Raw genomic sequence first — 22,135 nt, forward strand, 5'->3', positions numbered from 1 at the left:
TTAGGTGGGCTGTCCTACCGCTCTTACATCGTTTGGGTTTTTCAACTGCTTGCGCCGCACTATCAGTTCGCGGGCCAGGAGTAGTGCGCGGCGGGATGCCGGGACCGGGTCTTCCAGTGTTGTCAGGTCGGTGAGGTGGGCGAAGCCGATGATGCGGCGGATGATTTCTGTGCCTGCGTAGCCGATTGATTCCGTCCAGACCTGGCCCAGGAAGCGGTCCAGGTAGGCGTCGTTGAAGAAGGTGTCGATGCGGGTCGGCCACAGGCGGCGGAACTCGGTTTCGAACGCCTCCCAGGAGAGGCGCAGTTGGTCGGCGTGGTCGGACAAGGTGCCCAGGGCGCGGGCCCGTTCCTCCGAGACCAGGGCGTTGGCCCAGTAGAGGCCGAGGTCGTAGCCGATGGGGCCGACGAAGGAGAACTCGGGGTCGAAGACCCGGACGACGGGGGCCCCTTGGCGGGTGCCGACCATCACGCTGCCGGTGTGCAGGTCGCCGTGGAGGAGGGCTTGGGCGCCGGTCATGAAGGTGTGGCGGAGGTCGGCGACCTCGGTGCGCAGCCGGGCGTCGGCGCGGACGGCGGACGCGAGGTCGTCCAGCCCCTCGTGCCAGTGGTTGTGCTCGTGCTCGACGTACGGCTCGGAGAGGACCACGTCCTCCGTGATCTTGCACAGCTCGGGGCTCACCGAGGCCGCGATCAGTGCTTTGCGTTCGGCGGACGGCATGCCGAAGTCGCTGGTGGCGAAGGAGAGTTGGGCGACCAGCTCGCCGATCCGCGCCGAGGTGTGCGGGCCGTAGGGCGCGCCCTCGTTCAGGAGCGTGCGCAGGACCTCCAGGTCGGACATGTCCTCCATGACGAGGGCGTGGTTCTCGGGGTCGTAGCCGTGGATCGCCGGGATCTTGTCGGGGGCGACCCTGGCGACCTGCTCGTACGCCCGGAACGGCAGTGAGATGTTCTGCGCGAGCGACCAGCCGGGTACGAGGGCGTCGGCGTGCCGGTCCTCGGGGACCAGGTGGACGCCGGCGCGGATGGCGTCGGCGGGGCGGCGGGGCGCGTAGGCGGCGCCGTCGAGCCGGGCCGTGCCGGTGGCGAAGGGCTCGGCGCCGAACAGGCCGCGGGCCAGCTCGGTCTTGCCCGCGCCCAACAGGCCGACGACGCCGGTGACTTCACCGGAGCACAGGTCGAGGTCGAGCGGCGAGCGGCCCTCGAAAAGACGGACCCCGCGCACGGCGAGGACGACCTCTCCCCCGGCGCCCTCCCGGACGGGCCGGGCCGTCGTCGCCTCCTGAGCCTCGGGCTGGGCCCGGGGTCGGGCCGGGGGTTGGGCCAGCATCGCGCGCAGGGCCGCGTCCCAGTCGAAGGGCGCGGTCTGGTCCTCGGTGAGGAGGCCGTCGCGCAGGACGACCAGCCGGTCGGCGAGCGCGTCGATCTCGCCGAGCCGGTGGGAGACGTACAGCACGGCGATGCCGTCCGCGCGCATCCGCTCGACGAGCGCGAACAGCCGCCGCGCCTCGGCGGCGGAGAGGGCGGAGGTCGGCTCGTCGAGGACGAGCAGTCGGGGGCGGGTGGCCAGGGCGCGGGCCAGGATCAGCAACTGCCGGTCGGAGATGCCGAGTTCGGTGACGTCCTGCTTCAACACCGCGTCGTTCCAGTCCAGTCCGAGTCCGGCTTGGATCTCGCGGGCGCGGGCGAGGGTGCCGCGGCTGTTCAGGAACGGGTTGCCGCGTTTCTGGGCGAGCTCCTCGAAGACCAGGTTCTCGGCGACCGTGAGGCCGGGCACGATGCCCTCGCCGATCCGCTGGTGCACCGTCTGGATGCCCAACTGGCGGGCGGCGAGGGGGGAGTCGAGGGTGACCGGTGCGCCGTCGACCCGTACCTCTCCCCCGTGGTCGGTGTGCACGCCGGACAGGATCTTGATCAGTGTGGACTTGCCCGCGCCGTTCGCGCCGAGCAGCGCGACCACGCTGCCCGGGGCGATGTCCAGCGCCACGGAGGCGAGGACGGTCCTGCCGCCGAAGGCCATGCTGACGTCCCGCAGGGCGAGGGCCGGCGTGCCGGGCGTCTCGGCCGTCCGCGTCGTCTCAGTGGGCGACATTCGAGATCCAGTCGGCGGTCGAGACCTGCGACAGGTTCAACGCGGGCAGTGCCTCGCGCAGTTGGTCCATGTTGGCGATCTTCTTCGCGCGCAGGAAGTCCTGGGTGATGGCGACGGCCGGGAACTCCACGGAGGTCCTGTTCAACTGGCCCGCCAGTTCGAGGGCGGTGGTGCGGACGACGGCCGCGCCGACCGCCGACGGGTCGGTGCCCGCCGTGGCGACCCACGGGCTGCCGGCGGCGGTCATCTGCTGGATGTCGGCGTTGGAGACGTCCGCGCCGAAGACCTTCACCTTGCCCTGGAGCTTCTTGTTCTGCACGGCGAGGACGGTGCCCTTGGCGAGTTCGTCGTAGGGCGCGAAGACGCCGGTCACGTCGGAGTGCTGGGTGAGGGCGGCGGAGACCAGGGGAACGTTGTCGGTGGCCGTGGAGTCGGTGACCTTGCCGACCTTGAACCCCTGCTGCCAGCCCTGCGCGTCGACCGTGGACTTCCAGACGGTGTCGCGCTTGTCGAGGGCCGCGTAGCCGGCGACGTTGACGTAGCCGACCTTGGCGTTCTTGCCGACCTTCGCGGCCATCACGTCGAGGACCGCCTGCGCCATGCTCGCGTCGTCCTGCTCGGTGGAGACGACGCCCTTGGTGGCGGTGTCCACGTCGTAGACGACGACCTTGATGCCCGCCTTCACCGCCTTGTCGATCTCCGGCTGGATCGTCGCCGGGAAGCCGTGGTCGATGATGATCGCCCTGGCGCCGGAGTTGATCGCCGAGGACAGGTCGGTGGCCTGTTTGGCGTTGTCGGCCTGGGCGTCGTACACCGTCAGGTCGATGCCCAGGGCCTTGGCCTGCGCCTTCGCGCCGTTGCCCCACTGCTGGAAGTAGTCGTCGGCGCCGCTCTGCCGGACCAGGGCCACCTTGACCGCGCCCGCACTGAACGGGGCAGGCTTCTTCCCGGTGGCGGCCGACGCCGAGGCGGCCGTGTCACCGGTGCCCTTCGAGGCGTCCATGGACTGCGCGCAGCCGGACAGGGCGAGGGCGGAGACGGAGGCGAGCGAGAGCACGGCGAAGGGCAGGCGGGCGCGGGGCATGAAGGGCTCCAGGTACGGGGACGTGCTGAGCTGAGGGGGTCGAGATGGGGCGGGGTCAGCGACAGCGGGCCGTGGTCGACCGGAGCAGGTCCACGTACAGCCGCCGCACGAGCAGCAGCGTCTTCATACGCAGATAGATGAGAACGTTTTCAGCCAGCCGTCAAAGGAATGGACACCCAATCTCGACATACGAGACAACGACCATGTCACAGTACATGTACAAGCCATCGGAAGTTACCCTTCGGCCGACCCCCGCTCTCTTTCCGCTTTCCAGACTCCTGGAGTTCCTTCCATGACGCTGCTGACGACCTGGTCCGAGTCCGGTCCCGAGACCTTGGTCCGCCGCACCGCCGACCCCGCCGAGATCGCCGAGGCCCTGAAGCCGCTCGGTGTGCGCTACGAGCAGTGGCCGGTCCGCGCCGACGTGCCGTTCGACGCCGACAGCGAGACGGTGTTCGCGGCGTACGGCCCGGAGATCGAGAAGCTCAACGCGCAGGAGGGCTTCACCACCGTCGACGTCCTCGGTCTGCACCCGAGCGACGACCCGGAGTTCCCGGCGAAGGCGAAGGCGGCGCGCGCGAAGTTCCTCCAGGAGCACACCCACGACGACGATGACGAGGTCCGCTTCTTCGTCTCCGGCTCCGGCATCTTCTACCTGCACGCGAACGGCGAGGTGCACGCGGTCTTCTGTGAGCAGGGCGACCTGCTGGGCGTGCCGCGCGGCACCACCCACTGGTTCGACATGGGCACGAAGCCCTCCTTCACGGCGATCCGCTTCTTCCACGAGGAGGACGGCTGGATCGGCAACTTCACCGGCTCCACCATCGCGGGCCGCTTCCCGGACTACGACACGATCGCGGCGGGCTACGAGGCCGACGGGGCCGCCGCGTGAGCGTGCCGGACCCGTCGGAGTCGCCGGACCTGTCGTTCGACGTGGACGCCGTGGTGCTCGACATCGAGGGCACCACGAGCGCCACGGGCTTCGTCGTCGACGTGCTGTACCCGTACTCGCGCGCCCGGTTCGCCGAACTGCTCACCGAGCGTGCCGGGGAACCGGCGGTGGCGCGGGCGATCGCGCAGGTCCGCGAGGAGACGGGCGAGCCGGACGCCGACGCGGCGGCCGTCGAGAAGACCCTGAACGGCTGGCTCGACGAGGACCGCAAGGCCACCCCGCTGAAGGCCCTCCAGGGCGTCATCTGGTCCGAGGGCTTCGCCCGCGGCGACCTCGTCTCGCACTTCTACGACGACGTCGTACCGGAGGTGCGCGCCTGGCACGCGGCGGGCGTGCGGCTGTACGTCTACTCGTCCGGTTCGGTGGCCGCCCAGCGGGCGTGGTTCACCAACAGCCCGGCGGGCGACCTGACGTCGCTCGTGTCGGGTCTGTACGACACCGAGAACGCCGGACCCAAGCAGGACCCGGCGTCGTACCGCCGTATCGCGGAGGCGACCGGGATCGCCGGGAACCGGCTGCTGTTCCTCTCCGACCGGCCCGGCGAGCTGGACGCGGCCCGCGCGGCCGGGTGGCACGCCGTCGGGATCCGGCGGCCCGGGGAGCCGTACTACGAGCAAGGCGTCGGCGACCACGCGCAGGCGGGGACGTTCGACGAGATCACCATCGGTAATTCCAGGAGCACTTCATGACCGCCCACATCAGCGCCCTCGACCTGGAGGAGGCGGGGGCGGTGCTCGCCGCCGAGTCCGCGCGGTTCGCCGCCTTCGGCTGGATGCGCGGCACCTCCGGCAACCTGTCGGTGGTGCTCACCCGCGACCCGCTGCGCCTCGCGGTGACCGCGAGCGGCCACGACAAGGGCGAACTGAAGCCCGCCGACGTGGTGTTGGTGGACGGGAAGGGCGCCGCCGTGCACGGGGGCAGGCCGTCCGCCGAGGCCGAGCTGCACGCGCGGGTGGCCGCGCTGACCGGGGCGGGCGCGGTCGTGCACGTCCACACGGTGGCGTCCGTGGCCATGGGGCACCGGCACCCGGGCGGGATCGTCTTCAAGGACGTGGAGATGCTCAAGGGCGTCGGCCAGCCGGCGCACGACGTCGAGGTGACGCTGCCGGTCATCGCCAACAGCCAGGACATGAAGGTCCTCGGCGACCGGCTGGAGGCGGCCCGCGAACCCCGGATGCCGGCGGTGGTCGTGGCGGGCCATGGGCTGTACGTGTGGGGCGACACCCCTCGTCAGGCCCGCCACCACACCGAAGTCGTCGAGTGGCTCCTGGAGTTGGAGCTCACCCGCCGCTGACCGCCCGGGAGTCGGCCGGGCTACTTCAGGTGCTCGCCGGGGAGTTGACCGGCCGCCACTTCCAACACGCCCCGCTCCGTGACCAGTCCGGTCACCAGCCGTCCAGGGGTGACGTCGAACGCCGGGTTGTGGCCGCGCGACGCGGCGGGCGCGGTCCGTACCCCGCCCCACTCCAACACCTCGTCCTCGCCTCGGAGTTCGATGTGGATGGCGTCGCCGGTCGGGGTCGACAGGTCGACCGTGGTCGTCGGGGCCGCCACCAGGAACGGGATGCCCGCGTCGGCGCAGGCCAGGGCGACACCGACGGTGCCGACCTTGTTGGCGGTGTCGCCGTTGGCGGCGATGCGGTCGGCGCCGACGATCGCCGCGTCGACCTCGCCGCGCAGGATCGTGCCGGCCGCGGCCCCGTCGGCCTGGACGTAGTGCGGGATGCCTTCCTGGACCAACTCCCAGGCGGTCAGGCGCGATCCCTGGAGCAGCGGGCGGGTCTCGTCGGCGTAGACGACCTCGATGCGGCCGCGCGCGTGGAGTTCGCGGATGACGCCGAGGGCGGTGCCCCAGCCGGCGGTCGCGAGGGCGCCGGTGTTGCAGTGGGTGAGGATCCGCAGCGGGCGGTCCTCGCCGACCCGCTTCAGCAGCCAGTCCGCGCCGAAGCCGCCCATCGCGCGGTTCGCCTCGACGTCCTCGCGCTGCACGGCGGCGGCTTCCGCGAGGACCGCGTCGATGCCCTCGGCGAAGCGGGTCATGACCCGGTCCACGCACACCATGAGGTTCACGGCGGTCGGACGTGCCGCGCGGACCCGGGCGACGGCCTCGCGGGTCTCGGTCTCCGTCCAGCCCTCGCGCTCCCCCTGGAGCAGCGCGATCGCGACACCGTAGGCACCCGCCGCGCCGATCGCGGGCGCGCCGCGCACGACGAGACGCTGGATCGCGTCGACCAAGGTGTCCACATCGCGGACGGCGACGGTCTCGGCGCGGTGCGGGAGCAGCGTCTGATCGATGAGCACGAGACCGTTTCCGGCCCAGTCGACAGCACGCAATTCCTGGGACATATCGGGACACTCCTGATGTTCCGGTGGTGTCGGTCACCGTACATGACCTGGGAGAACCATAGTTCGAGACAACCGGGCGGGTGTCCGGAAACGGGTGTTACAGTCACGCACCCAGTCCGCAGACCGAGACGAAGGAGGAAGACCCGTGCCGCTGACCAAGCGCCGTTTCCTCGACTTCGGCCGGTGTGCCGGCGAGGGCTGTCGTAGCTGAGCCCGCCCCCTCGGCCCGCGCCTCAGCCCTCCCTCAGCCCGCACGAGTTCAGCCCGCACCGCCGCAGCGCCCACCCCCCTCACCCCCCGTGCTCACCGCCGAGCGCGTCCCTCGGCATACCCGGAAGGTCCCCGATGTACCGCAGAAACCGCCGCTCCGTGCAGTTCGCCGCGCTCGCGGCCGGTACCGCGCTCCTCGCCACCGCCTGCAACGCCGCCGCGAAGCAGGACGACTCCGCCGCGAGCGCGAGCGGCGGCAGCGGTGGCGGCAAGTCCTTCACCCTCGTCACCCCCGACGCCGTCGGGCAGAACGAGTTCCTGAAGCTCGCCGTCACCGGCGTCAAGGCCGCGGCGAAGCGGCACGGCGGGACCGAGAAGGTCTACGAGTCGACCGACGCCGCCTCGCAGCAGCAGAACGTGGCCGCCGCGGTGGACGCGAAGCCGGACGTCATCGTGCTGGTCGGCTTCGAGTTCGCCGACCTCGTCGCGCAGCAGGCCGAGAAGAACCCGGGCCAGCAGTTCCTGATCGTCGACGCGTGCACCACGAAGACGTACAAGAACGTCAGTTGCGCGGTGTTCCGCGAGCACGAGGGCGTCTACCTGGCGGGCGCCGAGGCGGGTCTGCTGAGCAAGTCCGGCAAGGTCGGCGCGGTCGACGTGCTCGACACGCCCCAGTTCCGCCGCTACAGCGACCCGTTCGCGGCCGGCGCGAAGAAGGTCGCCGCCAAGACGGAGACGTCCACCCGGTTCGTCGGCGGCCAGTCCCCCTTCGACGACTCGGCGCGCGCCAAGGAGCAGGCGAACACCCTGCTCGCCAAGGGCTACGACCAGATCATGGCGGCGGCCGCGGCCGGCAACTACGGCGTCTTCGAGGCGGCGAAGGCCAAGGGCGCGTTCGCGTACGGCGTGGACGTCAACCAGTGCGTCTCGGCCCCGGGCACGGTCGTCGACAACGTGATCAAGCGCACGGACGTCGCCGTCGAGAAGGGCATCGAGTCGGTCCTCGGCGGCACGACGGGCACCAGCGTCTCGTACGGTCTGAAGGAGGGCGGCATCAGCCTGACCGGCCTGGAGGCCGGCGTGGCCACGTCGAAGTGCGTGATCGCCGACCACAAGGACGTCCTGACGAAGGTCGCGGCGCTGCGCGACCAGATCGTCTCCGGAGAGCTGAAGGTCGATGACCCCGCCGCCTCCTGAGCACGTCGCCGTCGAGCTCCGGGGAATCACCAAGCGGTTCCCCGGCACGCTCGCCAACGACGCCGTCGACCTGACCGTCCGCCGCGGTGAGATCCACGCGCTGATGGGCGAGAACGGCGCGGGCAAGTCCACGCTCATGTCCATCCTGTACGGCATGGAGCGCGCCGACGCCGGGACGGTCCGGATCGACGGGCGGGACGTGCGGTTCGCGAGCCCCTCCGCCGCCATGGCCGCCGGGCTCGGCATGGTCCACCAGAGTTTCAAGCTGTTCGACTCGCTGACGGTCGCCGAGAACGTCTGCTACGCCGCCGAGCCGCGCCGCTTCGGCCTGGTGGACCGGGCCGCGGCCCGCCGCCGGGTGCGTGAACTCGCCGCGGAGCACGGGCTGGCCGTGGACCCGGACGCCCGGGTCGGCGACCTCCCGGTGGGGCTGCGCCAGCGCGTGGAGATCCTCAAGCTGCTGCACCGGGGCGCTCGTACGCTCATCCTCGACGAGCCGACGGCCGTGCTCACGCCGGCCGAGGCGGACGCCCTGTTCGTCGTGCTCAAGTCACTGACCGCGCAGGGCCGTACGGTGATCCTGGTCACCCACAAGCTGCGCGAGGTGCTGGAGGGCAGCGACCGGGTGACGGTCCTGCGGGACGGCCGGGTGGTCGCGCGGCTCGTCACCGCCGACACGACGGCCGGCGAGATCGCCGCCGCGATGACCGGCCGCGCGGTCGAGCTGGACCGCGTCCACGCGCCGGGCACGCCCGGCGACGCGGTGCTGCGGGTCACCGGTCTGCGCACGGATGCCGTCCACGATGTGGAACTCACCGTCCACGCCGGTGAGATCGTCGGGGTCGCGGGCGTCGCCGGGAACGGGCAGAGCGAGCTGGTGGAGGCGCTGGCCGGGCTGCGGCCGGTCACCGCCGGCCAGGTCACCCTCACCGGCGACGACATCACGCACGCCTCGGCCACCGAGCGCCGTGCGAAGGGCCTCGCCTACGTCCCCGAGGACCGGCACGCGGTGGGTACCGCGCCCGCCGCCTCGGTCGCGGACAACCTGGCGATGGGCCATCACCGTACGTCCCTGTCCGCCCGTGGCCTGCTGCCCCCGGCGGCCGTCCGAGCGCACGCCCGGCGGCTGGTCGAGCGGTTCGGGATCAAGGCGGCGACCACCGAGGTCCCCGCGTCCGCGCTGTCCGGCGGCAATCTGCAGAAGCTGCTGATCGGCCGCGAACTCGCCCATGACGCACCGCTGTTGCTCGTCGAGCAGCCGACCCGCGGGGTCGACATCGGCGCCATCCAGAACATCCACGACCAGATCGTCGCCTACCGCGACGCCGGTCACGCCGTCCTGCTCGTCTCGGCCGAGCTGAGCGAGATCCGGGGGCTCGCGGACCGGGTCCTGGTCATGTACGAGGGCCGGATCACGGCCTCGTACGCCAAGGAAGACGCGGACGAACGGACGCTGGGCCTCGCGATGGCGGGCGCTCCCGTGGAGGCCACGCACTGACATGACACACGCATCCCTACCCACCCGGATATCCGGAGCCCTGCGCTCCCCCCTCACCTTCTCCGTGCTCGCTGGCCTCGTCATCGGCGCGCTGTTCCTGCTCGGCACCGGCGCGGACCCGGTCACGGCGTACGAGGCGGTCCTGACCGGCGCGCTCGGCGGCGACGGCATCGGCTCGACGCTGACCACCACGACCAGCGTGCTCGGGCTGGCGCTCGCGCTGGCGATCCCGCTGCGGGCCGGCCTGATCAACCTCGGCGGCGACGGGCAGATGGTGCTCGGCGGGATCACGGCCGCCGTGACCGGCCTGTACGCACCGCTGCCCGCGCCCCTCACCGTCGCCCTGGCGCTGCTGGCCGGCATGGCGGCGGGCGCCGGGTACGCCGTCCTCGCCGCCCTGTGCGAGAACCGGCTCGGCGTCCCGCTGCTGGTCAGCAGCCTGCTGCTGAGCTACCCGGCGGTGTCGCTCGCCTCCTACCTGGCGCGCTACCCGCTCAAGGAGCCCGGCTCCAGCCTGCCCCAGACGCGCGCGCTGCCGGACGGGGTGGCGCTGCCCGCGTTCGGCGACTCGACGGTCACCCTCGGGCTGGTCCTGGTGGCGCTCGCCGCCGCCGCGTACTGGTTCACCGACCGGCGCACCGCCGTCGGCTACGAGATCCGGATGACGGGCCTCAACTCCCGGTTCGCCGCGTACGCGGGCGTCGAACGCCGGGGCCTGACCCTGAAGTTGATGTCGGTCTCCGGCGGGCTCGCCGGACTCGTGGGCGCGATCGGGGTGTTGAGCTTCCCGTACCGCTTCGTGGACGGCTCACTCACCGCCCCCGGCTACACCTGGACGGGTCTGACGGCGGCCCTGCTCGCCGCCGCCGCTCCGCTGGGCACGGTGATCGCCGCGTTCTTCTTCGCCGTCCTCCAGGTCGGCGGACTCGCGATGGAGCGGACCACCGAGGTGCCGCGCGAGCTGACCCAGGTGCTCCAGGCGATCGTGATCGTGTTCCTGGCGGCCCGGCTGCGTTTCCCGAGCCGCTGGTTCGCCTTCGGCTCCGGCCGTCGCTCCCCGGAAAGCGAGACGGTGTGATGTTCCTCGACTCCGATCTCCTCCTGTCGGCGCTGCGCGCCCTCACCCCGATCCTGCTGGCGGCCCTCGGCGGCGCGCTGTGCGAGCGGGCCGGGGTCTTCAACATCGGCCTCGAAGGCATGATGCTGATGGGCTGCTTCACGTCCGTGGCGACGAGCTGGTTCACCGGCAGCCCCTGGCTCGGCGTCCTGGCGGCGGCCCTCGCGGCGGCCGCGTACTCGCTGATCCTGGCCGTGGGCGCGGTCACCCTGCGCGGCGACGCGGTCGTCCTCGGCATCGCGATGAACCTGCTCGCCGTGGGCCTGACGAGCTTCCTGCTCCGGACGGTCTTCGGCGTCCAGGGCACTTTTGACGATCCGTCACTCGCCGGGCTGCCGCTGATCGGCGGCTTCTCCCCCCTCGCCTACCTCTCGTGGGCGGCGGTCGCGGTCGCCGCGCTGCTGCTGTCGCGGCACGTGTGGGGCCTCAGACTCCGCGGAGTCGGCGAGGCTCCCGACGCGGCGGCCACGCTCGGGGTGAGCCCGGCGAAGTACCAGTACGGCGTGATCCTGCTGTCGGGCGTGCTGTGCGGGCTCGCGGGCGCTCAACTCGCGCTGGGCAACGTCACCTTGTTCACGGAGAACATGACGGCGGGCCGTGGTTGGATCGCTGTCGTGGCCGTCATGCTGGGCCGCGCCGCGCCGCTGGGCGTCCTGCTCGCCGCGCTGCTGTTCGGGCTCGCGGAGGCGGCGGGGTTCCGTCTCCAGGGGCTCGGCCTGCCGCAGCAGGCGACCGACGCCGCGCCGTACGTCGTCACGCTCGGCGCCCTGTTCCTCACGACGGCCCGCCGCCGTCGCCCCCGTACCCGTACCACCGGAGCCGCCCGATGACCCAGGATCTGCTGCCCGTCACCCGTATTCCGCGCACCGGCCTCCCGGCGCACGCCGTGGTCGTCGGCGACCCGGCGCGCGCGGCGGCCGTCGCCGCGCTGCTGGACGGCGCGGAGGAGGTGTCGTACCACCGCGAGTACCGGGTGTTCAGCGGGAGTTGGAAGGGCGTGCCGGTGGTCGTCGCCTCGCACGGGGTGGGCGGACCTGGCGCGATCCTGCTGTTCCAGGAGCTGGCGGACGCGGGCGTGCGCACCTTCCTGCGGTTCGGCACGGCGGGCGCGATGCGGCCGGGCATCGGGGACGGCGACCTGGTCATCGCGGAGGCCGCCGTCCGCGACGACGGCGTCACCCAGCAGTTGCTGCCCCCGGAGTATCCGGCGGTGGCCGCGCCCGAGGCGGTGTTCGCCCTCCAGCGGGCGGCCCGCGCGGCCGGCGCCCCGCACCACCGGGGCATCGTCTGGACCCGGGCGGCCTTCCAGCCGGGCCTGCTCCCGCTCTTCTCCTACGAGGGCGCCGGGCTCGCCGCCATCGAGATGGAGCTGTCCGCGCTGCTGGTCACCGCCTCGCTGCGCGGTCTGGTCGCGGGCGGGGTGCTGGTGATCGACGGGGCGAACGCCGACGAACTGGTCGACGAGCAGGCCACCGGCGGCTACGACCCGCACCGGGAGGTCGTCGCGGCCGGTGTCGAGCGGGGCGCGGTCGTCTCCCTGGAGGCGCTGCGGCTGCTGGCGGAAGGGGAGCAGGCGTGAGCATCGACCTGCTGGTGCACGGCGGCGACGTCCTCACGGTCGACGACGCCGGAACCGTCGTACGGAACGGGGCAGTTGCCGTCCACGAGGGCGAGATCCTCGCCGTGGGGCCGGCCGACGAACTGCGCGAACGCCACACCGCCGCCGAGGAGATCGACGCCGACGGCTGTCTCGTCCTGCCCGGGCTGATCAACACGCACACCCACCTCGCGATGACGCTGCTGCGCGGTCGCGCCGACGACGTCACCCTCCAGGGCTTCCTGGAACGGGTGTTGAGGTGGGAGGCCGAGCTGCTGGCGCCGAAGAACGTGGCGGCGGCGGTGCGGCTGGCGGTCGCGGAGAGCGTCCGGGCCGGAGTGACGTCGGCACTGGACATGTACTGGTTCCACGAGGCGGCCGAGCAGGCGGCCCGCGAGGCGGGCTGGCGGCTGCACACCGGCCCCACCTTCATGGACGTGCCCGAGCCGCCGGACGGCATCGCCTACGAGCACCGACTCGCCTGGGCACGGCGGGACTTGGAGGCACGCGGCGCGGCCCGGCACGGCACCCGGCCGGTCGTCTTCGCGCACTCCGCCTACACCCTCTCCCCCGCGCAGCTCACCGAAGTCTTCGCGCTGGCCCGGGAGTTCGGCGCGCTGGTACACATCCACGCGGCCGAGAACGGCACCGAGGTCGCCACGGTGGAGGTCAAGTACGGGAAGCGGCCGGTGGAGTTGCTGGACTCCCTCGGGCTGCTCGGCCCCGATGTGCTGCTCGCGCACGCAGTCGACCTGACCGGCCCGGAGATCGCGGCGCTGGCCCGCACGGGCACCGCCGTCGCCCACTGCCCGGTGTCCAACCTGAAGTTGGGCTGCGGGATCGCGCCGGTGCCGCGCCTGCTCAGCGCGGGCGTCACGGTCGGGCTCGGCACGGACGGGGCCGTCAGCTCCAACTCGCTGGACGTGCTGGGCGCGGTGCGGCAGGCGGCGCTGGTGCACAAGGCGGGCGGCGACCCGACGGCGGTCGGCGCCGAGCAGGCCGTCCGGATGGCGACGATCGAGGGCGCGCGGGCGCTGGGGCTCGGCGAGCGGCTCGGCTCGCTGGAGGCGGGCAAGCGGGCCGACCTGATCGTGCTCGACCTGGCCGCACCGCATCTGCGCCCGCGCCACGACCCGTGGTCGACGCTCGCCTACGCGGCGCACTCGGCGGACGTACGGGACACCGTCGTCGACGGACGGGTCCTGATGCGCGACCGCGGGCTCACCACCCTCGACGAGCGGGCCGTGATCGCGGATCTGGAGGCATTGCTCTGATCTGCCCCCATAATGGCGCTGAGACATCCGATGTCTGGATCCGAGGTCTGGATCCGAGGTCTGGATCCGACGTCTGGATCCGACGTCTGGGTGCGAGCGACAGGGAGGCCGGTCATGGCAGTCACCGACGAGGCGATCGAGAAGATCAAGGGCATGATCGTCTCGGGTGCGCTGCGCCCCGGGGAGCGGCTGCCCAAGGAGAGTGAGCTGGCCGCCGAGCTGGGCCTGTCCCGCAACTCGCTGCGGGAGGCGGTGCGCGCCCTGTCGCTGATCCGGATCCTGGACGTGCGGCAGGGCGACGGCACGTATGTGACGAGCCTCGATCCCCAACTGCTGTTGGAGGCGCTGAGTTTCGTCGTGGACTTCCACCGCGACGACACGGTCCTGGAGTTCCTGGCGGTGCGCCGCATCCTGGAGCCGGCCGCCACCGCGATGGCCGCCCTGCGCATCAGCGAGCAGCAACTGAACGCGCTGGACGCCCAGTTGGACAAGCTGGGCGACGCGCCTTCGGTGGAGGAACTGGTCGCCTGCGACCTGGAGTTCCACCGGGGCATCGTGCAGAGCGCGGGCAACTCGGTGCTGTGTTCGCTGCTCGACGGGCTGTCCGGGCCCACCACCCGGGCCCGGATCTGGCGCGGTCTGACGCAGGAGGACGCGGTCTCGGGCACCCTGCGGGAGCACCGGGCGATCCTGGCGGCGCTGCGCGACCGGGACGCGGAGGCGGCGCGGTCGTGGGCGACGGTGCACATCGCGAGCGTGGAGCAGTGGCTGCGCTCCACGCTCTGAGAGGCGTGCGCGGTGAGGGGTGTTCAGGGGTGGCGATCGGGGCAGTGATCCGTTCACTCCCCCGTGCGAGGGGGCTGCGGGCGCCCCCGCAGAACGCCGTAAGGTTGGGTGGTCAAGCGAGGGCACGTCGGAAGGAGGCGCTGGGTGATCGAGCTCGAGGGGGTTCCCGAGCTGATCGACCCGGTCATGGTGGCCGCGTTCGAGGGCTGGAACGATGCCGGCGACGCCGCCTCCACCGCGGTCGCGCATCTGGAGCGGGAGTGGAAGGGCGAGGTGTTCGCGGCGCTGGACGCCGAGGACTACTACGACTTCCAGGTGAACCGCCCCACGGTGTGGCTGGACGCCGGCGTGCGCAAGATCACCTGGCCGACGACGAGACTGTCGGTGGTCCGGGTCGGTGGCGAGAAACCACGCGACCTGGTGCTGGTACGCGGGATCGAACCGTCCATGCGCTGGCGTTCGTTCTGCAACGAGCTGCTGGGCTTCGCGCACGAGTTGGGCGTGGAGCTGGTCGTCATCCTGGGCGCGCTACTGGGTGACACCCCGCACACACGTCCGGTGCCGATCAGCGGGACGACGTCCGACGCGGATCTGGCGCAGCGGATGGACCTGGAGGAGACCAAGTACGAGGGGCCCACGGGCATCGTCGGCGTCCTCCAGGAGGCGTGCACGCACGCGGGGGTGCCCGCGGTCAGCCTCTGGGCGGCGGTGCCGCACTACGTGTCGCAGCCGCCGAACCCGAAGGCGACGCTGGCCCTCCTCAACCGGCTGGAGGACCTGATCGACGTGCGCATCCCGCTGGGCGAACTGCCCGAGGACGCGCGCGCCTGGCAGGTGGGCGTCGACCAGTTGGCCGCGGAGGACACCGAGGTCGCCGAGTACGTGCAGACGCTGGAGGAGGCCCGGGACACCGCGGAGCTGCCGGAGGCGTCGGGCGAGGCGATCGCCCGCGAGTTCGAGCGCTACCTGCGGCGCAGGGACGGCGGCCCGCCGGACCCCGGCGAGCGCACCCGTCCCCCGAAGCCGCCGAAGCCGCTGGGGGACTCCGCCGATCCCGCCGAGCCCCCCGAGTCTTCTGACTCTTCGGACTCCGACGACGAGGATTCGTCGGAGGACTGAGAGGCCTGGCGGGCTGAGACGACGGAGAGGGGCGCTTCCCGGTGACGGGAAGCGCCCCTCTCTCCCTTTTCCTGCTCTTCCTGCTTTCCTGCTACAGCGCGACGCCGAGCAGCGCGTCCACGGCGCGTGAAACGACGCCGGGGGCGCCGATGTCCGTACCGCCCCGCTCCTGCTGGAGCGCGGCCCAGCGGTCGACGGCGGCCAGGGCGGCCGGGGCGTCGAGGTCGGCCGCGAGGGCCTCGCGGATCTCCTCGACGAGCGCTTCGGCGGGCGGCCCGTCGGGCCGGGAGACGGCGGCCCTCCAGCGCCCGAGGCGGGCCTCGGCGTCCGCCAGGACCTGGTCGGTCCACTCCCAGTCGGCCCGGTAGTGGTGGGCGAGGAGGGTGAGACGGATGGCGGCGGGGTCGACGCCGTCCTGACGCAGCTTCGACACGAAGACGAGGTTGCCCCTGGACTTCGACATCTTCTCGCCGTCGAGGGCGACCATGCCGGCGTGGACGTACGCCTTGGCCATGGGGAACTCGCCGGTCAGCACCTGGGCGTGGGAGGCGCCCATCTCGTGGTGCGGGAAGGCGAGGTCGGAGCCGCCGCCCTGGACGTCGAAGCCCATCCCGAGGTGGTCCAGGGCGATGGCCACGCACTCGATGTGCCAGCCGGGCCGGCCACGGCCGAGGGAGCCGCCGTCCCAGCTCGGCTCGCCCTCGCGGGCGGCCAGCCACAGGATCGGGTCGAGCGGGTTCTTCTTGCCCGGGCGGTCCGGGTCGCCGCCGCGCTCGGCGGACAGCAGCCGCATCGCGGCGGCGTCGAGGCCGGACACCTTGCCGAAGTCCGGGTCGGATTCGACCGAGAAGTAGGTGTCGCCCTCGAGGTCGTAGGCGGCGCCGGCGTCGCGCAGTCGCTCGACGAGCGGGACGATCCCGGGTATCGCCTCGACCGCGCCTATGTAGTGCTGCGGCGGGAGCATCCGCAGGGCCGTCATGTCTTCGCGGAAGAGGGCCGTCTCCTTCTCGGCGAGGGCGACCCAGTCGACGCCGTCGCGTTCGGCGCGCTCCAGCAGCGGGTCGTCGACGTCGGTGACGTTCTGGACGTAGTGGACCTGCCGCTTGGTGTCGAGCCACACGCGCTGAACCAGGTCGAACGCGTTGTAGGTCGCCGCGTGACCCATGTGGGTCGCGTCGTACGGCGTGATGCCGCAGACGTAGATACGGGCGACGGGACCGGGGTCGAGGGAGACCAAGCCGCCGGTCGCGGTGTCGTGGATCCTCAGGTCGCGGCCCTGACCAGGCAGGGCGGGGACCTCGGAAGCGGGCCAGGCATGCATGTCATGAGCCTAACCGGACGGAAGTTGCGTATACGAACCGGAGCCGTCCAGATGGCCGCGAAGGCCCTCTTGCGCGATCCCCCTCGGATGTGATCTTGCGCGGCTACACGGGCGGCCAGGGGATCGCCGGCCACTCCCCGCTCGGCTCCGGGTGCTTCCCGGAGGCGAGGAGCGCCTCGGTACGCGCGCGCGTGGCGTCGAGTTCGGCCGGGGTGATGAGCCCGGCCAGGGTCGCGGCCAGCCGTCCGCCGCCCTCCAGGGCCCCCTGGAGGCCCTTGAGCGCCTCGACGGCCTCGCCGGTCAGGGGCTCGCCCGCCCAGCCCCACAGGAGCGTGCGCAGCTTGTTCTCGGCGTTGAAGGTGACGCCGTGGTCGATGCCGTAGAGCCGGCCGTCGGCGGTGGGCAGCAGGTGGCCGCCCTTGCGGTCGGCGTTGTTGATCACCGCGTCGAGGACGGCGAGCCGGCGCAGCCGTTCGTCGTCGGCGTGCACCAGCAGCGCGGTGCGGCCCTCGCCGACCTCGGCGAAGCCGATCGCCTTCCAGCCCGGCTCGGGCTCCTCCGCGTCCACCAGGGCGAGCAGTTCGGCCTCCGGGGCCGTCTCGATCCAGAGCTGGCACATGCCCTCGCCGTGCGGCCCCTCGCGCAGCACGGTGGGCGGGACGAGGCCCCAGCCGGTCGCCGCGGACACCTCGTAGGCGGCGACCTCGCGCTGGGCGAGGGTGCCGTCGGGGAAGTCCCACAGGGGGCGCTCCCCGGCGACGGGCTTGTAGACGCAGGCGGCCTCGCGGCCCTCGTGCGTGACCGTGCAGTACAGGGCCGCGTTCGAGGCGCCGGTGATGCGGCCGCGGACGGTGAGCTCGCCCCGCGCGAGGAGTGCGTACGCATCGGCGGCGGCCGGGTCGGTGGTCGTCACGCCCCCCGGCGGTATCCGTTCTGGCGCGGACATACGTGTCCTTCCGGGTCGAGCGGCAGGCTGCACAGCGGGCACGGCGGCCGGCCGGCGTTGACGACGTCGAGGGCGCGCTTGGCGAACGCGCGCGCCTGCGCGCCGGTGAGCCGGACCCGCAGCATCGGGGGCCCGTTCTCCTCGTCCTGGAGGAGTTTCTCCTCGGCCTCGGCGAGGTCCTCCTCGGAGTCCGCGTCGAGTTCGACCAGGGCCTGCGCCTCGACGATCATGCGCTGCTCCTCGCCGTCCCAGGCCAGCGCCATGGTGCCGACGCGGAACTCCTCCTCGACCGGGGAGTCGAGGGGGGCCGTGTCGGTGTTCTCGGCGGGCGACATGGCGGGTACGGAGGCGCTGCCGCCGGTACGGCGTACGACCTCGTCCAGCAGCTCGTCCATGCGCTCGGCGAGCGCGGCGACCTGGGTCTTCTCCAGGGCCACACTGGTCACTCGGGCGCCGGCGACGGCCTGGAGGAAGAAGGTACGGCGCCCGGGCAGTCCGACCGTACCGGCCACGAAGCGGTCCGGGGGGTCGTAGAGGAACACCTGACGGGACACGTCCTGTCTCCATGGGAATCGTGGGTCTGGGTCATCGTGGGGCGGGGTGGGCGTGGGGGAACGTCCGTGCGGGCACGCGCGCGTACATGGACCGCTTCACCCTACTGCGGGCGACGATCACGGTGCGCCCGCACCACCCCCGACGGTCGCGTCCCCGGTCGGGGGCTCCTCGCGCGGGGCGAGGGAGGCGAAGTCGCCGGTGTCGCCGAGCCGCACGACGAAGGGGCGCAGCCGGGTGTAGCGGATCGCGGTCACGGAACACGGTTCCACGGAGATCCGCTGGAAGAGGTCGAGATGCAGACCGAGCGCGTCCGCGACGAGCGACTTGATGATGTCGCCGTGCGAGCACATCAGGTAGACGGCGTCGGCGCCGTGATCGCGCTCCACGCGCGCGTTCCACTCGCGCACCGCCTCGGCGGCCCGGGTCTGCATGGCCCGCATGGACTCGCCCCCGGGGAAGGCCGCGGCGGAGGGGTGCGCCTGGACGACCTCCATCAGGGGCTCGTCCTTCAGCTCGGCGAGCTTGCGGCCCGACCAGTCGCCGTAGTGGCACTCCCCGATCCGCTCGTCGGTGTGCGCGCGCAGGCCGGGGCGGGCGTCGAGGAGCGGCCGGATCGTCTCCTGGCAGCGTTGCAGGGGGCTGGCGACGACCTCGGCGATGGGCAGCGCGTCGAGCCGCGCGGGCAGCGCGGCGGCCTGTGCGGCGCCGCGTTCGTCGAGGGCGACGCCGGGCGTCCAGCCGGCGAGCACGCCGGAGGTGTTGGCGGTGGACCGGCCGTGCCGGACGAGGATCAACGTGGGCATGCGGCCCAGGGTAGGCGCAGCGCGGAGTGCGCCCGGCGGCGGACGGCGGGAGAATACGCTCCGTGATCGTCGACTGCGCCATCTACCGCGACGGGCGCCGCACGCAGGGGCCCGCGGACTTCTCCGACGCCCTGGCGCAGTGCCGCGGCGGGGGCGACGCGTTCGTCTGGATCGGGCTGTACGAGCCCACGGAGCCCGAGTTCGCCCGGGTCGCGGAGGAGTTCGGGCTGCATCCGCTGGCCGTCGAGGACGCCCTGAACGCGCATCAGCGGCCCAAGTTGGAGGTGTACGACGACTCGCTGTTCGTGGTCCTCAAGCCGGTGGGGTACGAGCCGAAGAGCGACATCGTCTCCTCCGGCGAGGTCATGGTCTTCGTCGGCGACTCGTTCGTGGTGACCGTCCGGCACGGCGAGGAAGCGCCCCTGGGGGCCGTACGACACCGTCTGGAGGCGGAGCCCGAGACGCTCCGGCACGGTCCCACGGCGGTGCTGTACTCGATCGCCGACGCCGTGGTCGACCACTACGTGGACGTGGCGGGCGAGTTGGGCACCGACCTGGAGGAGCTGGAGGCGGAGGTGTTCTCGCCGACGAGCGGCGGCTCACGGCACACGGCGTCCCGCATCTACGCCTTCAAGCGGCAGATCCTGGAGTTCCGCAGGGCCACCGGCCCGCTCGCGCAGCCGCTGGACCGGCTCGCGGGCGGGGGTCTCGCCGGTGTGCGCGTGCCGTTCGTCCACGAGAAGGCCCAGCCGTTCTTCCGGGACGTCAGCGACCACCTCACGCGCGTGAACGAGTCCGTGGAGGGGCTGGACCGGCTGGTGTCGGACGTCCTCTCGGCGCATCTGGCGCAGATGAGCGTCCGGCAGAACGACGACATGCGGAAGATCTCCGCGTGGGCGGCCATGGCCGCCGTCCCCACGATGATCGCGGGGATCTACGGCATGAACTTCGACCACATGCCGGAGTTGCACTGGCTGTGGTCCTACCCGGCGGTGATCCTCCTGATGGCGGGCCTGGAGGTACTGCTGTACCGGCTGTTCAAGCGGCGCGGCTGGCTGTAGCGCGGCCCCTGTCCGCGGTGGCAGGGGTCGGCGGTGGCAGGGGTCGGGTCAGGCGAACTCGGGGGCGGGGGTGGCCGGGCCGCCGAGTGCGTCGCGGCGTTCGGGCATCTCCAGGGAGACCATCCGCCGCCAGCCCGCGAGCCGCTCCCACGCGTAGACGGCGTGGATGCCGGCCGCGAGGACGGCCGACCGGGCCCCGGGCCAGCCGAGGATGCGGCCCATGTGGGCCATGACGGCCAGGCTGACGTCCCGGTAGATCCGGATCTCGGCGAGCGCGCACGCGCGCAGGGTGCGCTGGATGGCGCGGCCGTGCCCCGCGCGGGCGAGGCGCAGCAGTTCCTCGTGGCAGTAGGCGAGGTGGTTGTCCTCGTCGTTCGAGATCATCCGCACCGCCCGGCCGAGGTCGGGGTGGTCGGCGAAGTGCCGGCGCAGCAGCGCCATCTGTTCGGCGGCCCGCTGTTCGGTGACCCGGCTGTGGGCGAGGTACGTGACGATGTCCGGCACGGTCAGCGGCCGGTCCGCGGTGAGCCGGTCGTGCGCGAGACCGATGCCGCCGCGCTCCAGGAGCATCGTGTAGTCGGTGTCGGGCGGGACGGGCACCGGGTCGAGGCCGCGCTTCTTCATCAGCGCGTTGAAGATCCGCCCGTGTTTGTCCTCGTCGGCGCCGTGCCGGGCGATCTTGGGGGCCAGGTCGCGTTCGCTGCGCGGGACGAGCGCGGCGATCCTGGAGTTCTCCCAGCCGCCCTGCGACTCACCGCCGGCGGCGATGGAGCAGAAGAGCGCGAAGGACTCGTCGTGGTCGATGATCTCCTGGAACAGACTCTTCGCCGAAAGCATGCAAACGAGTCAAATGCGGCACGGCAGATGCCGCAACACCTGCGATCCGACAACTGGGCCGAAAGAAGGACGTCCGGAATCACTGCGGGGGCGTAACCGCGCGCGTCCCGGCGCGTTGTTCCCCGTGACGGCCGTGGCGGGGAAGACCCCCGAGCCCCCACCACGGCCGCTGAAATCCTCTTCTTCCCAGCCTGCCCCTCCTTGCGGGCTTCCCGCTACGCCAGCCCGGACAGCTCCAGGGCCTGCGCGCCCGCCCGCAGCGAGGCGAGACGCTCGTCGAGGGTGAAGCCCGCGGGGGCGAGGGTGAGGGTCGTGACGCCGGCCGCCGCGTAGGCCTTCATCCGGTCGGCGATCCGCTCCACCGAACCCAGCAGCGTCGTCCGGTCGATCAGCTCGTGCGGTACGGCCGCCGCGGCGCCCTGCTTGTCGCCGGCCAGGTACTTGTCCTGGATCTCGGCCGCCGCCGCCTCGTAGCCCATCCGCTGCGCGAGCTGGTTGTAGAAGTTCTGCTTACGGCTGCCCATGCCGCCGACGTACAGCGCGGTGTACGGGCGGAAGGTGTCGGCGAGCTTCTCGACGTCCTTGTCGTCGCCGAGCGCGAGGGGCAGCGTCGGGCAGACGTCGAAGCCGTCCAGCGTCAGGCCTGCCTTCTCGCGGCCGGCCCGCAGGTACTTGATCGCGGTGTCCTCGAGGTGGTCGGCGGACGGGAAGATGAGCAGCGCGCCGTCGGCGATCTCGCCGGTCTGCTCCAGGTTCTTCGGCCCGATCGCGGCGATGTACAGCGGGATGTGCTCGCGCTCCGGGTGCACGGTCAGCTTGATCGGCTTGCCCGGGCCGCCCGGCAGCGGCAGCGTCCAGTGCTCGCCGTCGTACGACAGCCGCTCGCGCGTCATCGCCTTGCGGACGATCTCGACGTACTCGCGCGTGCGGGACAGCGGCTTGTCGAACTTGACGCCGTACCAGCCCTCGGAGACCTGCGGGCCGGAGACGCCGAGGCCGAGGCGGAAACGGCCGCCGGAGAGGGAGTCGAGGGTGGCGGCGGTCATCGCGGTCATCGCGGGCTGGCGCGCGGGGATCTGGAAGATGGCCGAGCCGACGTCGATCCGCTCGGTCTTCGCCGCGACCCACGTGAGCACGGTGGCCGCGTCCGACCCGTAGGCCTCGGCGGCCCAGCAGACCGCGTACCCGAGGCGGTCGGCCTCCTGGGCGACGGCGAGGTTGTCGCCGTCCATTCCGGCACCCCAGTAGCCGAGGTTGATCCCGAGCTGCATGGCCGATCCCCTTACTGATCAGTAACGACGCTGTCGCGCAGACATTAGCGCGACGATGCCGGTCCGGTCA

Annotated in this window: 20 protein-coding genes and 2 pseudogenes; 12 read left to right on the plus strand and 10 right to left on the minus strand. The window is 72.1% G+C overall.

Annotated elements, in window-relative coordinates; all coding sequences use genetic code 11:
* From mtnK to BMZ82_RS11645, 3 genes and pseudogenes are all read right to left on the minus strand, one after another.
* A pseudogene (mtnK, locus tag BMZ82_RS42685) lies at window positions 1-936 on the minus strand (S-methyl-5-thioribose kinase); the annotation flags it as partial.
* Window positions 934-2,091: pseudogene (locus BMZ82_RS42690) on the minus strand (ATP-binding cassette domain-containing protein); the annotation flags it as partial. The pseudogenes mtnK and BMZ82_RS42690, both read right to left, overlap by 3 nt.
* The gene (locus BMZ82_RS11645; RefSeq protein ID WP_093774541.1) at window positions 2,078-3,175 is read right to left on the minus strand and encodes a substrate-binding domain-containing protein; all 1,098 of its coding nucleotides are present in this window, start codon (window positions 3,173-3,175) and stop codon (window positions 2,078-2,080) included. The gene BMZ82_RS11645 and the pseudogene BMZ82_RS42690, both read right to left, overlap by 14 nt.
* Before the next feature lie 292 nt (window positions 3,176-3,467).
* On the opposite strand from BMZ82_RS11645, the gene BMZ82_RS11650 reads away from it, so the two are divergent.
* Genes BMZ82_RS11650 through mtnB form a run of 3 tightly spaced genes read left to right on the plus strand, consistent with a single transcriptional unit; the run spans window position 3,468 to window position 5,421 of the window.
* On the plus strand, window positions 3,468-4,067 hold the full coding sequence (locus BMZ82_RS11650; protein WP_093774543.1) for a 1,2-dihydroxy-3-keto-5-methylthiopentene dioxygenase: 600 nt from the start codon (window positions 3,468-3,470) through the stop codon (window positions 4,065-4,067).
* Complete coding sequence (gene mtnC / locus BMZ82_RS11655; RefSeq protein ID WP_256251860.1) at window positions 4,064-4,816, plus strand: acireductone synthase; 753 nt, start codon at window positions 4,064-4,066, stop codon at window positions 4,814-4,816. The genes BMZ82_RS11650 and mtnC overlap by 4 nt, the downstream gene beginning before the upstream one ends.
* Window positions 4,813-5,421 carry a methylthioribulose 1-phosphate dehydratase gene (gene mtnB / locus BMZ82_RS11660; RefSeq protein ID WP_093774545.1) on the plus strand — a complete coding sequence of 203 codons (609 nt, stop codon included), beginning with the start codon at window positions 4,813-4,815 and terminating at the stop codon, window positions 5,419-5,421. Before mtnC ends, mtnB begins: the two co-directional genes overlap by 4 nt.
* Before the next feature lie 20 nt (window positions 5,422-5,441).
* On the opposite strand, the gene mtnA is transcribed toward mtnB, so the two are convergent.
* The gene (gene mtnA, locus BMZ82_RS11665; RefSeq protein ID WP_093774547.1) at window positions 5,442-6,473 is read right to left on the minus strand and encodes an S-methyl-5-thioribose-1-phosphate isomerase; all 1,032 of its coding nucleotides are present in this window, start codon (window positions 6,471-6,473) and stop codon (window positions 5,442-5,444) included.
* 345 nt (window positions 6,474-6,818) lie between these two features.
* Here mtnA and BMZ82_RS11670 point away from each other — a divergent pair, with 345 nt between their 5' ends.
* From BMZ82_RS11670 to BMZ82_RS11705, 8 genes are all read left to right on the plus strand, one after another.
* Window positions 6,819-7,880 (plus strand): BMP family ABC transporter substrate-binding protein, encoded by a 1,062-nt coding sequence (locus tag BMZ82_RS11670; protein WP_093774549.1) that lies wholly within the window; start codon window positions 6,819-6,821, stop codon window positions 7,878-7,880.
* On the plus strand, window positions 7,861-9,378 hold the full coding sequence (locus BMZ82_RS11675) for an ABC transporter ATP-binding protein (RefSeq protein ID WP_093774551.1): 1,518 nt from the start codon (window positions 7,861-7,863) through the stop codon (window positions 9,376-9,378). Before BMZ82_RS11670 ends, BMZ82_RS11675 begins: the two co-directional genes overlap by 20 nt.
* A gap of 1 nt (window position 9,379) precedes the next feature.
* Window positions 9,380-10,456: an ABC transporter permease gene (locus BMZ82_RS11680; protein WP_093774553.1), complete on the plus strand. Its 1,077-nt coding sequence runs from the start codon at window positions 9,380-9,382 to the stop codon at window positions 10,454-10,456.
* The gene (locus BMZ82_RS11685; protein WP_093774555.1) at window positions 10,456-11,325 is read left to right on the plus strand and encodes an ABC transporter permease; all 870 of its coding nucleotides are present in this window, start codon (window positions 10,456-10,458) and stop codon (window positions 11,323-11,325) included. Before BMZ82_RS11680 ends, BMZ82_RS11685 begins: the two co-directional genes overlap by 1 nt.
* On the plus strand, window positions 11,322-12,074 hold the full coding sequence (locus BMZ82_RS11690) for a nucleoside phosphorylase (protein WP_093774557.1): 753 nt from the start codon (window positions 11,322-11,324) through the stop codon (window positions 12,072-12,074). Before BMZ82_RS11685 ends, BMZ82_RS11690 begins: the two co-directional genes overlap by 4 nt.
* Window positions 12,071-13,366, plus strand: a complete 1,296-nt coding sequence (locus tag BMZ82_RS11695) for an amidohydrolase (RefSeq protein ID WP_093774559.1) — start codon at window positions 12,071-12,073, stop codon at window positions 13,364-13,366. Before BMZ82_RS11690 ends, BMZ82_RS11695 begins: the two co-directional genes overlap by 4 nt.
* A 114-nt stretch (window positions 13,367-13,480) precedes the next feature.
* The gene (locus tag BMZ82_RS11700; RefSeq protein ID WP_093774561.1) at window positions 13,481-14,152 is read left to right on the plus strand and encodes a FadR/GntR family transcriptional regulator; all 672 of its coding nucleotides are present in this window, start codon (window positions 13,481-13,483) and stop codon (window positions 14,150-14,152) included.
* Window positions 14,153-14,296: 144 nt separating this feature from the next.
* Window positions 14,297-15,271 (plus strand): PAC2 family protein, encoded by a 975-nt coding sequence (locus tag BMZ82_RS11705; protein WP_093774563.1) that lies wholly within the window; start codon window positions 14,297-14,299, stop codon window positions 15,269-15,271.
* 91 nt (window positions 15,272-15,362) lie between these two features.
* Here the strand turns inward: BMZ82_RS11705 and mshC are convergent, their stop codons facing one another.
* From mshC to BMZ82_RS11725, 4 genes are all read right to left on the minus strand, one after another.
* Window positions 15,363-16,592 carry a cysteine--1-D-myo-inosityl 2-amino-2-deoxy-alpha-D-glucopyranoside ligase gene (mshC, locus tag BMZ82_RS11710; RefSeq protein WP_093774565.1) on the minus strand — a complete coding sequence of 410 codons (1,230 nt, stop codon included), beginning with the start codon at window positions 16,590-16,592 and terminating at the stop codon, window positions 15,363-15,365.
* 103 nt (window positions 16,593-16,695) lie between these two features.
* Complete coding sequence (locus BMZ82_RS11715) at window positions 16,696-17,538, minus strand: SCO1664 family protein (RefSeq protein ID WP_093774567.1); 843 nt, start codon at window positions 17,536-17,538, stop codon at window positions 16,696-16,698.
* A complete protein-coding gene (locus tag BMZ82_RS11720; RefSeq protein WP_093774569.1) occupies window positions 17,502-18,092 on the minus strand; it encodes a DUF3090 domain-containing protein in 591 nt (196 codons plus the stop codon). The genes BMZ82_RS11715 and BMZ82_RS11720 overlap by 37 nt, the downstream gene beginning before the upstream one ends.
* Before the next feature lie 117 nt (window positions 18,093-18,209).
* Window positions 18,210-18,896: a histidine phosphatase family protein gene (locus BMZ82_RS11725; protein ID WP_093774571.1), complete on the minus strand. Its 687-nt coding sequence runs from the start codon at window positions 18,894-18,896 to the stop codon at window positions 18,210-18,212.
* A 62-nt stretch (window positions 18,897-18,958) separates the two neighbouring features.
* Here BMZ82_RS11725 and corA point away from each other — a divergent pair, with 62 nt between their 5' ends.
* A complete protein-coding gene (gene corA / locus BMZ82_RS11730) occupies window positions 18,959-19,957 on the plus strand; it encodes a magnesium/cobalt transporter CorA (protein ID WP_093774573.1) in 999 nt (332 codons plus the stop codon).
* A 48-nt stretch (window positions 19,958-20,005) separates the two neighbouring features.
* Here the strand turns inward: corA and BMZ82_RS11735 are convergent, their stop codons facing one another.
* Both BMZ82_RS11735 and BMZ82_RS11740 read right to left on the minus strand, forming a co-directional pair.
* Entirely contained in the window at window positions 20,006-20,794 is a 789-nt protein-coding gene (locus tag BMZ82_RS11735) for a ferritin-like domain-containing protein (RefSeq protein ID WP_093774575.1), read from the minus strand.
* Between the two features lie 215 nt (window positions 20,795-21,009).
* Window positions 21,010-22,065 (minus strand): LLM class F420-dependent oxidoreductase, encoded by a 1,056-nt coding sequence (locus BMZ82_RS11740; RefSeq protein WP_093774577.1) that lies wholly within the window; start codon window positions 22,063-22,065, stop codon window positions 21,010-21,012.
* Window positions 22,066-22,135 lie beyond the last annotated feature (70 nt).

This window comes from Streptomyces sp. yr375 (genome assembly GCF_900110755.1).
GTDB lineage: Bacteria > Actinomycetota > Actinomycetes > Streptomycetales > Streptomycetaceae > Streptomyces.

What these genes read in the sequence shown, in the direction of transcription:
- BMZ82_RS11680 (WP_093774553.1), top strand. Translation starts at nt 9,380, where the DNA reads ATGACACACGCATCCCTACCCACCCGGATATCCGGAGCCCTGCGCTCC.
- BMZ82_RS11725 (WP_093774571.1), bottom strand. Translation starts at nt 18,896, where the DNA reads ATGCCCACGTTGATCCTCGTCCGGCACGGCCGGTCCACCGCCAACACC.
- mtnB (WP_093774545.1), top strand. Translation starts at nt 4,813, where the DNA reads ATGACCGCCCACATCAGCGCCCTCGACCTGGAGGAGGCGGGGGCGGTG.
- mshC (WP_093774565.1), bottom strand. Translation starts at nt 16,592, where the DNA reads ATGCATGCCTGGCCCGCTTCCGAGGTCCCCGCCCTGCCTGGTCAGGGC.
- BMZ82_RS11740 (WP_093774577.1), bottom strand. Translation starts at nt 22,065, where the DNA reads ATGCAGCTCGGGATCAACCTCGGCTACTGGGGTGCCGGAATGGACGGC.
- BMZ82_RS11675 (WP_093774551.1), top strand. Translation starts at nt 7,861, where the DNA reads ATGACCCCGCCGCCTCCTGAGCACGTCGCCGTCGAGCTCCGGGGAATC.
- BMZ82_RS11715 (WP_093774567.1), bottom strand. Translation starts at nt 17,538, where the DNA reads ATGTCCGCGCCAGAACGGATACCGCCGGGGGGCGTGACGACCACCGAC.
- mtnA (WP_093774547.1), bottom strand. Translation starts at nt 6,473, where the DNA reads ATGTCCCAGGAATTGCGTGCTGTCGACTGGGCCGGAAACGGTCTCGTG.
- BMZ82_RS11685 (WP_093774555.1), top strand. Translation starts at nt 10,456, where the DNA reads ATGTTCCTCGACTCCGATCTCCTCCTGTCGGCGCTGCGCGCCCTCACC.
- BMZ82_RS11700 (WP_093774561.1), top strand. Translation starts at nt 13,481, where the DNA reads ATGGCAGTCACCGACGAGGCGATCGAGAAGATCAAGGGCATGATCGTC.
- BMZ82_RS11735 (WP_093774575.1), bottom strand. Translation starts at nt 20,794, where the DNA reads ATGCTTTCGGCGAAGAGTCTGTTCCAGGAGATCATCGACCACGACGAG.
- BMZ82_RS11645 (WP_093774541.1), bottom strand. Translation starts at nt 3,175, where the DNA reads ATGCCCCGCGCCCGCCTGCCCTTCGCCGTGCTCTCGCTCGCCTCCGTC.
- BMZ82_RS11650 (WP_093774543.1), top strand. Translation starts at nt 3,468, where the DNA reads ATGACGCTGCTGACGACCTGGTCCGAGTCCGGTCCCGAGACCTTGGTC.
- BMZ82_RS11690 (WP_093774557.1), top strand. Translation starts at nt 11,322, where the DNA reads ATGACCCAGGATCTGCTGCCCGTCACCCGTATTCCGCGCACCGGCCTC.
- BMZ82_RS11670 (WP_093774549.1), top strand. Translation starts at nt 6,819, where the DNA reads ATGTACCGCAGAAACCGCCGCTCCGTGCAGTTCGCCGCGCTCGCGGCC.